The organism is Corynebacterium qintianiae (assembly GCF_011038645.2).
Classification (GTDB): Bacteria; Actinomycetota; Actinomycetes; order Mycobacteriales; family Mycobacteriaceae; genus Corynebacterium; species Corynebacterium qintianiae.
Genome location: NZ_CP064955.1, coordinates 546,518 through 558,833, shown reverse-complemented (window position 1 = coordinate 558,833; position 12,316 = coordinate 546,518). Strand labels below are relative to the sequence as shown.

General features: G+C 64.2%; 15 protein-coding genes and 1 tRNA gene. 9 read left to right on the top strand and 7 right to left on the bottom strand.

Features of this window, described 5'->3' with window-relative positions; all coding sequences use genetic code 11:
- Positions 1 to 6 precede the first annotated feature (6 nt).
- Positions 7 to 1,149: an HNH endonuclease signature motif containing protein gene (locus G7Y29_RS02785; protein ID WP_165004868.1), complete on the bottom strand. Its 1,143-nt coding sequence runs from the start codon at positions 1,147 to 1,149 to the stop codon at positions 7 to 9.
- A gap of 6 nt (positions 1,150 to 1,155) precedes the next feature.
- A complete protein-coding gene (locus G7Y29_RS10925; protein WP_283248421.1) occupies positions 1,156 to 1,278 on the bottom strand; it encodes a hypothetical protein in 123 nt (40 codons plus the stop codon).
- Between the two features lie 190 nt (positions 1,279 to 1,468).
- Here G7Y29_RS10925 and thiO point away from each other — a divergent pair, with 190 nt between their 5' ends.
- The 3 genes from thiO to G7Y29_RS02770 are packed head-to-tail and all read left to right on the top strand — an operon-like array spanning position 1,469 to position 3,544.
- Positions 1,469 to 2,560, top strand: coding sequence for a glycine oxidase ThiO (gene thiO, locus G7Y29_RS02780; RefSeq protein ID WP_165004866.1), 1,092 nt, complete (start codon positions 1,469 to 1,471; stop codon positions 2,558 to 2,560).
- Positions 2,557 to 2,760 carry a sulfur carrier protein ThiS gene (gene thiS / locus G7Y29_RS02775; RefSeq protein WP_165004864.1) on the top strand — a complete coding sequence of 68 codons (204 nt, stop codon included), beginning with the start codon at positions 2,557 to 2,559 and terminating at the stop codon, positions 2,758 to 2,760. The genes thiO and thiS overlap by 4 nt, the downstream gene beginning before the upstream one ends.
- 1 nt (position 2,761) lies before the next feature.
- Positions 2,762 to 3,544, top strand: coding sequence for a thiazole synthase (locus tag G7Y29_RS02770; RefSeq protein ID WP_165004862.1), 783 nt, complete (start codon positions 2,762 to 2,764; stop codon positions 3,542 to 3,544).
- Here the strand turns inward: G7Y29_RS02770 and G7Y29_RS02765 are convergent.
- A complete protein-coding gene (locus G7Y29_RS02765; protein ID WP_165004859.1) occupies positions 3,541 to 5,289 on the bottom strand; it encodes a BCCT family transporter in 1,749 nt (582 codons plus the stop codon). The genes G7Y29_RS02770 and G7Y29_RS02765 overlap by 4 nt on opposite strands.
- Before the next feature lie 41 nt (positions 5,290 to 5,330).
- Here G7Y29_RS02765 and G7Y29_RS02760 point away from each other — a divergent pair, with 41 nt between their 5' ends.
- Together G7Y29_RS02760 and G7Y29_RS02755 are read left to right on the top strand one after the other, a co-directional pair.
- The gene (locus tag G7Y29_RS02760; protein ID WP_165004857.1) at positions 5,331 to 6,437 is read left to right on the top strand and encodes a ThiF family adenylyltransferase; all 1,107 of its coding nucleotides are present in this window, start codon (positions 5,331 to 5,333) and stop codon (positions 6,435 to 6,437) included.
- The gene (locus tag G7Y29_RS02755; RefSeq protein WP_235933602.1) at positions 6,434 to 7,111 is read left to right on the top strand and encodes a type 1 glutamine amidotransferase domain-containing protein; all 678 of its coding nucleotides are present in this window, start codon (positions 6,434 to 6,436) and stop codon (positions 7,109 to 7,111) included. Before G7Y29_RS02760 ends, G7Y29_RS02755 begins: the two co-directional genes overlap by 4 nt.
- On the opposite strand, the gene G7Y29_RS02750 is transcribed toward G7Y29_RS02755, so the two are convergent.
- Positions 7,108 to 7,278, bottom strand: a complete 171-nt coding sequence (locus G7Y29_RS02750) for a glycerol dehydrogenase (protein WP_165004855.1) — start codon at positions 7,276 to 7,278, stop codon at positions 7,108 to 7,110. The genes G7Y29_RS02755 and G7Y29_RS02750 overlap by 4 nt on opposite strands.
- Before the next feature lie 32 nt (positions 7,279 to 7,310).
- Here G7Y29_RS02750 and G7Y29_RS02745 point away from each other — a divergent pair, with 32 nt between their 5' ends.
- Positions 7,311 to 8,213, top strand: coding sequence for a cation diffusion facilitator family transporter (locus G7Y29_RS02745; RefSeq protein ID WP_165004853.1), 903 nt, complete (start codon positions 7,311 to 7,313; stop codon positions 8,211 to 8,213).
- On the opposite strand, the gene G7Y29_RS02740 is transcribed toward G7Y29_RS02745, so the two are convergent.
- Positions 8,210 to 9,652 carry a flavin-containing monooxygenase gene (locus tag G7Y29_RS02740; RefSeq protein WP_165004851.1) on the bottom strand — a complete coding sequence of 481 codons (1,443 nt, stop codon included), beginning with the start codon at positions 9,650 to 9,652 and terminating at the stop codon, positions 8,210 to 8,212. The two genes, G7Y29_RS02745 and G7Y29_RS02740, sit on opposite strands and share 4 nt — an antisense overlap.
- A gap of 128 nt (positions 9,653 to 9,780) precedes the next feature.
- Between G7Y29_RS02740 and G7Y29_RS02735 the strand changes: the two genes are divergently transcribed.
- A complete protein-coding gene (locus G7Y29_RS02735) occupies positions 9,781 to 10,077 on the top strand; it encodes a hypothetical protein (RefSeq protein ID WP_165004849.1) in 297 nt (98 codons plus the stop codon).
- Between the two features lie 320 nt (positions 10,078 to 10,397).
- Here G7Y29_RS02735 and G7Y29_RS10785 read toward each other — a convergent pair whose 3' ends face one another.
- On the bottom strand, positions 10,398 to 10,562 hold the full coding sequence (locus tag G7Y29_RS10785) for a hypothetical protein (RefSeq protein ID WP_249399790.1): 165 nt from the start codon (positions 10,560 to 10,562) through the stop codon (positions 10,398 to 10,400).
- Positions 10,563 to 10,687: 125 nt separating this feature from the next.
- On the opposite strand from G7Y29_RS10785, the gene G7Y29_RS02730 reads away from it, so the two are divergent.
- Both G7Y29_RS02730 and G7Y29_RS02725 read left to right on the top strand, forming a co-directional pair.
- On the top strand, positions 10,688 to 11,629 hold the full coding sequence (locus G7Y29_RS02730) for a lipase family protein (protein WP_249399789.1): 942 nt from the start codon (positions 10,688 to 10,690) through the stop codon (positions 11,627 to 11,629).
- A gap of 109 nt (positions 11,630 to 11,738) precedes the next feature.
- The gene (locus G7Y29_RS02725) at positions 11,739 to 12,167 is read left to right on the top strand and encodes a BLUF domain-containing protein (protein WP_165004848.1); all 429 of its coding nucleotides are present in this window, start codon (positions 11,739 to 11,741) and stop codon (positions 12,165 to 12,167) included.
- A 45-nt stretch (positions 12,168 to 12,212) separates the two neighbouring features.
- Here the strand turns inward: G7Y29_RS02725 and G7Y29_RS02720 are convergent.
- Positions 12,213 to 12,286 (bottom strand) — tRNA-Met (locus G7Y29_RS02720).
- Positions 12,287 to 12,316 lie beyond the last annotated feature (30 nt).

Genomic DNA, 12,316 nt, shown 5'->3' with positions numbered 1-12,316 from the left:
GGCGCGCTAGACCGGCTGCAGCGTCTCGAACTCCTCCAGCGTTATCGCGTCGTCGCAACGCACGGGCAGGCTGTGGTCGCGTGAGACAAAGCGGGCCCCTCCCGGCATGAGGAAATGCACGTCGCCGAAGTCCTTGATGATGCGCACGAGCCCCTCCGACACCAGGGAGTGGCATGCCGAGCACAGTGGCAGAAGGTTGTCCAGATCCGTGGGGCCGCCCTCGGACCATTCAGTGACGTGGTGCATCTCGATGAACCTCGTGTGGGTGCAGCCGGGCATGGCACACGTGCCGTGCCACATCATCATCAGCGCGTTGATCTGGCCGTTTGTGGCGAGGCGCTGTGACCGGCCGGTGTTGAGAACCAGCCCCTTCTCATCGACCCTGCTCACCCGGTATTCGGCGTTGGACAGGAAGTTCTTCAGCGCGTCCGATGGCGCGCCGAGGTTGTTCGGCAGATAGGCGCGGCCGTCTGTCGTCATCACGATGTTGACGTGCGCTCCGGGTGTACGCAACGAACTCCGCGGTTGAGTGCGGACGATATTGACCATCCCCATGAAGGAGCCGAGCAGCGCTTTTCCCAGCGGCAGGCCGAAACCCGAGGGCGATGCGGTGGATTCCCGTTCCCGCAGTTCAGCATCGACCGCGGCATCGGTGACCCGGCCGTCGTCATCGCGCTCAAGCGCGTCGAGATCGACGTCGTGGTATGCGAGCTCCCCAAGTTTCATAGCGGCCATGACCTGTGCTCCTTCGGCGGGGCTGAAATCTGCCCACATGCGCACTCGACCGCCGCGCCTGACTTTGAGCCGGACGTACGACTCGTCTTCCCCGCCCTCGCCCCTCTTTCTCCACCTGAGCAAGGCTATTTCCAGTTCGTGGTACCCCATCTCCACCCCCATCTCAACGAGGGCACATTCGCTCTCCCGCGTGAGGTGCGGCAGGATGAGCCGCACCTTCGAGTAGTTGAGCGAACCTTCCGCAAACGCTTCCGCCATATGGAGAAATATCAACATGGCGCGGGCGACTTTCACGTACTCATGTGCGGTAGTTTCGGACAACCCCAGACGGTGGACGAGCCAGCGGGCGGTTGTCGACGCCCCAAAGCGGCGCGCCAGCCCGTGTTTGTCGAAGCGGGCGATGCTGCGCAGCAACTCCGCCTATCTGCGGGTGATGCCGGTGAACCCGGAAATGATGTCTTCGGCAAGATCGTCGAATGCGTGGTCCTGGTCTGCCAGTGCGGTGGTCATGTGCGCCCCCTCGGTGCGAGTTTTATCGAACATGCGCACCATAACAAGCGGGTTGGACATGCGGCTCTAGCTGCAGAAACTCAGAAAAAGGGCGAAAGCATTTGCGACTTCACGCCCTCCGCATTGCGGAGTTTTCATAAGGATGTCCTCATGGGTGGGCACCCGAAGTTCCGGCACACTCCGCATTGCGGAGTTTTCATAAGCCACATGCAATGATGACCTCATGGCAACATCCACAGCAGCCGTCGCCGGCGCCGGGATCATCGGCCTTGCCACGGCGCTCACCCTCGCCGACCGCGGCCACCGCGTCACGGTCCACGATCCAGCCCCGCTCACGGGGGCAACCCACCACGCGGGCGGCATGCTCGCGCCAACCGCGGAAGTGGTGTACAAGCAAGACCCGCTGTTCCCGCTAATGCGCGCGGCGGGAGGTTGGTACCCGGAGCTGGTCGCGCTCGCGGCCAAGTACTCAGAGCTGCCGACGGGCTACCGCACGAACGGCACCCTAGTCGTCGCCCGCGACCGCGCGGACAAGACGCACCTCGATGAGCTGAAGCAGTACCAGGCGCAACACGGCATGATGGCCGAGCGCCTCACCACACGCGCCGCCCGCGCGCTCGAACCGGCGCTGTCGCCGACGATTGCGGGGGCGGTGCGCATCGACGGCGACCACCAAGTGCAGCCGAGGTTGTTCGGGCGCGCGCTTTTCGACGCCTGCGCCAACGCCGGAGTGACCTTCGTGCGCGAAGCCCTCGCCGACGTGAACGAGACAGACGCCGACCAGGTCGTCATCGCCGCCGGAATGGGGGCGAAGGACATCGGTGGCTGGTTTGACGGCGGCAATCCGCTGCAGCTGCGCCCGGTCTACGGTGACGTGCTCCGCCTCGCGGTGCCACCCCACCAGTATCCGCTGGTTGAGAGGGTAATCCGCGGCTTCGTGGAAGATCGGCCCGTCTACGTCATCCCGCGCGAGGACCGCACGCTCACCGTCGGGGCGACCAGCCGTGAGGACGGCCGCGCCGCGCCGCAGGTGCAGGGCGTACACCAGCTGCTCCGCGACGCCATCGAGATCGTCCCGGGGCTGGAGGAATGCGACCTCCTGGAAGCCACGGCCGGTGCGCGTCCTGGCACACCGGACGACCTGCCTTACCTCGGTCGCGTCTCGGATCGGGTAGTCGTTTCCACCGGGTACTTCCGCCACGGGATTCTCCTCGCGTCGCTGGCGGCACGGTGCGTGGGTGAGATCGTCGATAAGCGGGAGCCCTCCGTAGACTTGGAAGCCTGCGACCCGATGCGACACAGGAGGAACCGATGAAGATCACGGTCAACGACTCACCGCGCGAGACCGCGGCCGCGACGGTGGAGGAACTGGTGCGGGAAGTACTCGGGGAGATTCCCGAAGCCGGCACCGCGGTGGCGGTCGGCGGCAGCGTCGTGCCGCGCTCGGCATGGGCCACCGCGAGCATCGGCGACGGCGCGCGGGTGGACATCCTCACCGCCGTCCAGGGAGGCTAGCATGCTCCAGATCGCTGGGAAACAGTTCTCCTCAAGCCTCATCATGGGCACGGGCGGGGCGAGCTCGATGGACATGTTGGAGCGAGCACTCGTCGCATCGGGCACCGAGCTGACGACGGTAGCGATGCGCCGGCATTCTGCGTCCACAGGTGCGGGTGAGTCGGTGTTCGGCATCCTCAGCCGCCTGGGCATTGACCCGCTGCCCAACACCGCAGGCTGCCGCACCGCGCGCGACGCGGTAATCACCGCGAAACTGGCGCGTGAGGCGCTGGGGACGGATTGGGTGAAGCTCGAGGTCATCGCGGACGACCGCACACTCCTGCCGGACGTGGTGGAGACGGTCGACGCGTGCGAGATGCTGGTCGACGAAGGCTTCACCGTCCTCGCCTACGCCTCCGACGATCCCGTCGCCGCGAAGCGCCTGGAGGACCTGGGGGCGGCGGCGGTCATGCCGCTGGGATCGCCGATCGGCACGGGCCTGGGTGTGCTCAACCCGCACAACATTGAGCTGATCTGCTCGCGCGCGGAGGTGCCCGTGCTTATCGACGCCGGCGTGGGCACGGCCTCCGACGCCGCCTTCGCCATGGAGCTGGGTTGCGACGGCGTGCTGCTGGCCAGCGCCGTCAACCGTTGCCAGGACCCGGAGGCCATGGCGCGCGCGATGCGCCTGGCTGTGGAGGCCGGGGCGCTGGCGAAGTCGGCGGGGAGGATTCCGCGTCGGGCGCACGCGGTGGCGTCGTCAAGCTTTGACGGCCTGGCCAGCTGGGCCGACCAGGTGCTCTAGCGCTCGCCCCAGTCCTGGTCCACCTCGCCGCCGACGGCGAGGTCGCCTTCGATAATGAGCGAATCGGAGAGCTTCCAGCCGCCCTCCTCGGGGTCGTACTCGAGCTCGGGGCGGGTGATCTCGTTGCCTTCAGCGTCATAACCCGGCGCGGGCCTGCTCTCGGCTTCCTCGAGTTTCTCCGCGCTGTCCGTCTTCTCCCATTGGCGGGTACGGATGCGACGGCGGGCGGCGGAGTCGTCGTTCATCGCCTTGAGCAGTGAGTACATCATGAAGAAGTACAGGATGAAGAACGGGAAGGCGATGATGATGACGACTTCCTGCAGAGCTTGGATGCCGGTGTCGTTGATGAACAGCAGCGCGGCAGTGACCACGCCGATGGCGACGACCCAGCCAACTTTGTAATACGTGGGGGTCTTGTTTTCCTCGCCGGAGGCGAACATGTCCATCACCATCGCGGCGGAGTCCATGGAGGTGACGAAGTAGAGGATGATCACCAACAGCGCCACGGTGCCGACGATGCCGTAGAACGGGTACTGGGCTAAGAGCGTGAACAAGGCCTGCGGTGTGTCGCCCTGCTCCACGACGGGGCCGGTCAGCACACCGGGATCCGCCGTCTCGACCTCGGTGGCGGCGCGGCCGAAGATAGAGAACCACAGCATGTCGAAGGTGGTCGGCAGGAGCAGTGTTCCGCCGATGAAGGCGCGCACCGTGCGCCCTTTGGAAATGCGGGCGAAGAACATGCCCACGAACGGCGCCCAGCAGATCGTCCACGCCCAGTAGAACGCGGTCCAGGTGGCGTGCCAGCCCGGGTTGTCGTTGTAGGAGTCGACCCAGAACATCAGCTCGGGCAGAGAGTTAGCGTAGATGCCGAAAGATTCGGTGACCTGGCCGATGAGCTTGAGCGTCGGACCCGCGACGAGAACGAACACCATGAGGACGACTGTGGCGGCGATGTTCAGGTTGGACAGGAACTTGATGCCCTTGTCCAGGCCAGACGCAACGGACAGGCAGGCCGCGGCGGTGATGGCGAGGATGATGCCGAGCTGGACCGGCGTCACCAGCGGCACGCCCCACATGATGTTCATGCCCGCCGAAATTTGCAGCACACCAAGGCCAACGGAAACGCCGATTCCGAAAACGGTGCCAATGATGCCGGCGGCGTCGAGAAGCTTGCCCGGCCACTCGTACACGCGCTTGCCCAGCAGAGGGGCGAACAGCGAGGACATGCGTGCGGGCATTTTGCGCTTGTAGCTGAAGTAACCCATGGCGAGGCCAGGCAGGGTGAAGATCACCCACATGTGAATGCCGAAGTGGTAGTAGGTGAACTCGAACGCCTGGTTGATGGCACCGCGGCTCATCGGCTCGAAGTCGCCGCGCGGCGGGTTGAACGCGTGGTGCAGCGGCTCGGCCGCACCCCAAAACAACAGGGTCGCGCCCATGCCGGCGGCAAAGAGCATGGCGAACCAGACGGGCAGGGTGTATTCCGGCTCATCATCGTCGTCGCCAAGCCGCAGGTTGCCGTACTTGGACACGAAGATGACGATGAGAAACACCAGCACCGCGGAGACGCCGCCGATGTAGAACCACGAGAAGTTGTCCATCAGCGCCCCCGAGATGGCCGAATACGCCTGGCGCGCGCGGTCGCCGAGGATGACGGTCAGGGCGACGAAAAGCGTAATGAACCCGACGGACGTGAAAAAGATCAGCGGGTCGGACTTCAGCCCCCGCTTGGCGGATGTCGACATGAGTGCGAAGTCTAGCGGGTGGCCCTTATAAGGTGGCATTCATGCGTGATGTGCCACACAACGAGCTCCGCCGGACCGCACGGCAGATGAACCTCCCCGGATTCGGCGCTGAGCAGCAACGTGCGCTGCACAACGCCCACGTGCTCGTCATCGGCGCGGGCGGGCTCGGCTGCCCGGTGATGCAAGCTCTCGCCGCGACGGGCGTCGGCCACCTTTCCGTCATTGACGACGACACCGTGAGCATCACCAACATCCACCGGCAGATACTCTTCGGCGCGGACGACGTCGGGCGTAAGAAGGTCGAGGTCGTCGGCGAGCGGCTCGAGGCTCTCCAGCCCGGAATCGAGCTTTCGCTTATCGACGCCCAGTTCAACACTCGGGACGCCCTCGAACTGCTTAAGGGGGTTGACGTTTTGGTTGACGGCTCCGACACGTTTGCCACGAAGTTCCTCGCCGCCGACGCCGCGGAGATCGCGGGAGTGCCGCTGGTGTGGGGTTCCGTGCTGCGCTACCGCGGCGACATTGCCCTGTGGTGGTCCGGCCCCGGCGCCCCGGCAGGCGGGGTGGGATTGCGCGACCTCTACCCGACCCAACCGGATCCGGATTCGGTCCCGGACTGTGCCACTGCCGGTGTGCTCGGTGTGACCACCAGCGTGGTGGGCGGGCTCATGGCCACCGAAGTGGTGAAGCTCCTGGCGGGCGTGGGTGAGTCGGTCGTCGGCAAGCTGCGCGTCTATGACGCGCTGACGGCAAGCGTGCGGGCGTTCCAGGTTTCGCGGGACCCGGCGCGAGAGCTGGTCACCGGTTTCGGGGAGTACAAGGAGGCGGCGTGCGCGCTACCCGGCGATCCTTCGCCGCTGGGAGGCAGGCTCGGTGTTGACGTGCGGGAGGCCCACGAGAAGGCGCTATCGGACATCCCCGGCGGCACCCACCACCTGCCTACGAGTGTGTGGGAGGCCGACCCGGGGACGGCCGCCGCGCTGATCGATTCGCTGCCGGAGGGCGCAGACGTGGTCGTCTACTGCGCGGCCGGGGCACGATCGGACCGTTTCGTCGAGTGTTTCCAGGATCGGGCGAGCGCGCGCGGCATCACGCTGACCAGCCTGACCGGCGGCACCAACCGGCACGGGATAGAGTTGGACGGGTGAAAATCCTCGCACTGTCAACCAGCGTCCACCGCTACCGCGACTCCGGCGTGCACACCGGAATGTGGCTGGGTGAATACACCCACTTTTACGACGTGATCACCGGGGCCGGCCACGATGTCGACCTCGCCAGCGTGGAGGGCGGCGCCGTGCCGCTCGACCCGATGAGTCTCATGCCCCCGGTGCTCCTGATGGGCGGCACTAACAAGCGCTACGAGAGCGCGCAGTTCATGGAACACCTCGACGAGACCCCTTCGCTTTCCGACGTCGACCTTGACGCCTACGCCGGTATCTACCTCATCGGCGGGCACGGCACGATGTTCGACTTCGTCTCCGGGGCGGTTCCCGGGGCCGTCGCCACGTTCGCGGACTCCGGCAAGATTGTGGCCGCCGTCTGCCACGGGCCGGTCGGCCTGCTGCACGCGACGCTTGCCGACGGCACCCCGCTCCTCGCTGGCAAACACGTCACCGGTTACTCGTGGGCCGAAGAGAAGCTGGCGATGCGCGCCAGCGACGTGCCGTTCAGCCTCGAGGAGGAGCTCACTGCCAAGGCCGCCGAGTACTCGAAGGCGCGCGTGCCGATGACAAAGCACGTCGTCGTCGATGGCACACTCGTCACCGGCCAGAACCCGACGAGCGCGACCGGCGTCGGCGAAGCAGTCCTCGGTCTGCTCTAGCGCGGCTTGAAGATCGTGCCCGCCAGCGACGACGTCGCAGCAGAGCCGACGAGCACCAGCACGGTGTAAAGTATTCCGCCCACGCCGAGCATTTGAAGTAGCCAGCCAAAGAACAGCGCGCCCACGACCGCGCCGGCAATTGCGATAACCCAACGTCCCATATCCATGGCCGCCCAGTCTAGAGGAAAGTAGGCACCGCATGATCGACGAACAGAAGCTGCTCGAGCGCTTCATGTGGCTCTCGATCGCGGCGTCCGTGGCGACGATCGCCCTGAAACTCGCGGCCGCGTGGGTTACTGGCTCAGTCGGTTTCCTTTCCGACGCCATTGAGTCCCTCATCAACGTCGTCGCGGCCGTCGTCGGGCTTATGGCGCTGAAGATCTCGGCGAAGCCCGCGGACGTGAACCACAACTTCGGCCACGCCAAGGCGGAGTACTTCTCGGCCCAGGTCGAGGGTTCCATGATCCTCGTGGCGGCGGTCGCCATCATCTACACGGCAGTCCAGCGGCTACTCGACCCGCAGCCTATCGAGCAAGCGGGCGTGGGCCTGCTACTGTCCACCCTCGCGGCGGCGTTGAACTTGGCCGTCGGCCTCGTGCTGCTGCGCGCGGGCAAGAAGTACCGCTCCGCCACCCTGAACGCTGACGGGCGCCACCTTCTGACCGACGTCTGGACCACCGTCGGCGTGCTCGTCGGCATTGCGCTGGTGTGGGTGACGGGCTGGGAAATCCTCGACCCGCTCATCGCGCTGGCCGTGGGCCTTAACATCCTGGTCACCGGATACGTGCTGCTGAGAAACTCCTTCATCAGCCTGTTGTCGGAGGCTCTGCCGGAGGACGAGCGGCTGGCCATCAAGACGTACCTGGACGGTTTCGCTGCCGAGCGCGGGGTGGAGTTCACCGACGTGCGCACTGCGGCTTTCGGCCGCGAGCGCCTAGTCAATATCGTCATGCAGGTGCCCGGTGAGTGGAGCGTGGCCCGCTCGCACGACTACGCCGACATGATCGAGGACGGGATCGACGAAACACTGGGAGGGGCGAAAACCATGATCCACGTCGAACCGCTGGGGACCGCCACACACGTCGAGTTCAACTGGATCTAGCGCCACTCAAGGTCGCGGTCGAGCGACGCCCGGCCGGTATTCCACGTGTCCACCAGCACGTTCTGCTGCACCGACCAGGGATATTTCTGCGTGGCCCTGGGCATTGCGGCGGCGGCGCGGGCGAGGTAGCCGGATTGCATGTCCATGTAGGGACGACCCTCCCCCAGTCCGCTCGGGGCGATCGGTGTGACCATCGTGCTGCCCGTCTCGCGCATACGGCGCAGGATCTTCGCGATCATCTTCGCCGTCATATCCGCGCGGATCGTCCACGAGTGGTTGATATAGCCAATCACCGCCGAGAAGTTGGGAATGCCGGAGAACATCGTGCCGTACCAGGTGTAATGCTGCGAGAAGTCGACCGGTTCGCCGTCGAGTGAGAGGGTCACCCCACCGAGCAGTTCGATGCGTAATCCGGTGGCGGTAACGATGATGTCGGCGGGGATCACGGAGCCGTCGGAGAGCTTGACGCCTTCCGGTACGAAACAGTCGATGTGCCCGGTGACCACCTCGGCGCTTCCGTCCTTTATCGCGTGAAACAGGTCGCTGTCCGGCACGATGCACAGTCGCTGCTCCCACGGGTTGTACGGCGGCGTGAAGTGCTCCTGCGCAGTATGTTTCGAACCAGTGCCTGCGGCGACGCCCGCGAGAAGCAGCCGCTTAACGACGCCCGGAAAACGCCCGCTCACAACAACCAGCGCCCACTGTTGCGAATTGTTCTTCGCCCGCACGAGCGTGTTGGAGAGTTTGCCCGGAAGCGTTCTGCGCAGTGCGTTGGCGAACTTGTCCACCCGCGGCTGGCTGAGCACGTAGGTTGGCGTGCGCTGCAGCATGGTGACCCTGGCGGCGTCTTCGGCCATCGACGGCACGAGGGTGATCGCGGTAGCTCCCGAACCGATGACGACCACATTTTTACCGGTGTAGTCCAGGTCCTCCGGCCAAAACTGCGGATGCACGACACAACCCCGGAAATCTTCCGCGCCGTCGAAGACCGGGGCGTGCGGGCTGTCGTAGTCGTAGTAACCGGTCGAGCACACGAGGTACTTCGCCGCGTAGGCCACTTCTACTCCATCGCGCACGCACGTCACCGTCCACTCGCCCGCGGCACTGTCCCAGTCCGCGGCGGTGGCTCTGGTGTTGAAAGTGACCTTATCCACGATCCCCTTCTCCACCGCCGTGTCCTCGATGTAGTCGCGCAGGTCCGCACCGTCTGCGATCGAATCCCGTCCCTTCCACGGGCGGAAGGGGTAGGACAGCGTGTACACGTCGGAGTCCGAGCGGACCCCGGGGTAGCGGAACAAGTCCCAGGTTCCGCCGATGCGCGACCGCGCCTCAATCACTGCGTAGTCGGTCCCTTCCGGCAGCCGGCAGGCGACGTTGATGCCGCTCAGTCCAGCGCCGATGATGAGGACGTCGTGACGAGTAGATTGTTTTGGGGACATACTTTTGGAGTATAAATCACCTGGGCCGTGCCCGAGCGGCTTTGATGTGACGCTTAGCGTAATTGAAAACTTATTGGCAATAAGGTTTAATGGATATTAGTTGAAAACAACGAGGAAGGATTTCTGACATGAGCACCCACACGATCCACGAGACTCACGACCACACCCACGGCGAGGGCTGCGGCCACGTCGCGGTCCCGCACGGCGACCACACTGACTACCTCCACGACGGCCACATCCACCGTGAGCACGACGGCCACTGGGACGAGTGCGAGACCGCCGACCACACCGAGCACGGCGATCATGCCGACCACACCCACGGTGAAGGCTGTGGCCACGTGGCCATCCCGCACGGCGACCACGTCGACTACGTGCACGACGGCCACCGCCACGCCGCCCACGGCGACCACTACGACGAGCACTAACCCGCGAAAAACCTCGCGCCAGGCTTTTGGGCCGCGCGAGGTTTTTTGCTGTCTATCCAGTTGACCACGCAATGTCCCGGCATGAAGCGTGAAACTGTCCACTTTCGGGTATTACATTCAGCGACCACACAAAATAGTCTCCTCCTTTACATCGACATCAACATTGCTAACGCCAGCAAGGAGGATTCACAGTGGAGAAGCGAAACATCTCTCGAGCGTTGGGCCTTTGCCTCGCCGGCGCCGCAGTTAGCCCGGCTACCGCCGTAGCACAGGATCTATCGTCTCTCACAGGACCACACGAGGGTGCACCAATGGGCGGCTCATCCATCGTCCACGCGGGCGCGGATTTCTTCGCACCCGCCGAGGACCTCGCACAGTACGAACCCGGCGATGTGATCAGCGAACGGACGATCAAATACCACGTTGCTGGCCTGCCCACCCCAGTCGACGTGGTGCAGATCAAGTACCGCTCCACGGACCAACACGGCGCCCCGACGTACAATATAGCCCCTCGCGCGCCATTGCGGGCGATCTCTCGCTCGGATTGCTCAACCCAACCGGTTAGGCTGCCCAGGTCGCACACATGCTGAGCCAAGGTTACGCAGTAGCGATGACCGACATCGAAGGCCAGGATGCGGAGCTGTTCGTCGGCCCCCTCAGCGGCCGCTTGACGCTTGATGGCATTCGAGCCGCGCTCAGGACTCCTTCTACCGGTCTCTCGACGACCGCCCCGGTAGGTTTGATCGGATACTCCGGGGGCGCAGTCGCGTCCGCGTGGGCGACCCAGCTGGCCCCGAGCTATGCTCCGGAGATTAACGACCAGATCGTCGGTTCTGCAGCCGGTGGCACCCCCGTCAACATCTTGAACATGATCAAATATGTCGACGGTTCACAGTTCTGGAGCTCGTTCACCGCCATGATGCTGATCGGTTTGGCCCGGGGTTACGGAATCGACCTCGAGCCCTACCTCTCCGAGTACGGTGCCCGCCTTCTGCAGGACTTGGACAAGGCGTCAATCTTCGAAGTGAACGGGTCGTTTTCCGGAATCACGTGGGCTTCACTTTTCAAACCCGAGTACCGCGACCCGCTCTCGGTTCCCGGCATGGCGGACACCTTGAACAAAACCAACTTGCTGCTCGCACCAGATCCCACCGTGCCGGTCTTTCTCGGCCAGGCCAACGGCGGAACCACCAACGGCACTCCCGTCGGCCCTCCCGGTATCGGGTCCGGAGACGGAGTGATGGTCACGGGTGACGCTCTTGCTCTCGCGCACAAGTATTGCGCGGCAGGCACCCCTGTGACCTACCGGCAGTACGACCACGTGGGGCATTCCCTCGGGTTCGTCCCCTGGTATGCACAGGCGTGGCCATGGCTGAGAGACCGGTTTGACGGCAAACCGGCAACATCGGATTGCGCGGCGATTCCCGAAGGTAACTCGTCAGCTCCGGCGCACCCCATCCCGCCCGGGCCTGCCGGCGAACAGGAGAAACCAGGCGGTATAGCGGGAATTCGAGAGGCCCTGTCCTCGTCGTCGCAGTCATCCCAGCTATAGACGTGGGCACGCGGTAAGCCGCTCCACGTGTTCGAGTAGGGAAAAACCGGGCTAGGATTAGCCGAGACCAACAGAGATTAGACCTACGACAGCAAGTGACACGACCAGAATGCGCTCTTTAAAATACCTCGTCTACGCTTCAGTCGCGGTCGGCTACCCGTCCGAAGAGACGATGGCCGACATCATGACTTTCGCACAAGCCCGTAACAGCAGCGCCGGCATCACTGGCTTTCTTATCTCACGGGACTTCACGTACGTCCAGTTCTTGGAAGGTCCGCCGGAAGAGATAGATTCCCTGATGGATTCGATCCGCGCCGATAAACGGCACCACTCGATTCACACCCTCATCGAAGAACCGGCCTCGCAACGGAGATTTCCCAAGTGGTCGATGCACTTTCGCCTTCCCACGCCGGGCCGGGTAAACCCTTACGGCGATGCCACCCCTGCTCTTGACACGCTGATCAATCCGGGGACCCAGTTGGCGCTGCACGAGGCAGCCGAGAAAGTATCTGCCTGGTTAATCGCCGCCGAAACGTAGCCCATGCACAAGACCCCTCTCCGGAGGGAGAGGGGTCTTCGTTAGTAGCGGGGGCAGGATTCGAACCTACGACCTCTGGGTTATGAGCCCAGCGAGCTACCGAGCTGCTCCACCCCGCGACGGGTGATATTTACTTCACCTGCTGTCTT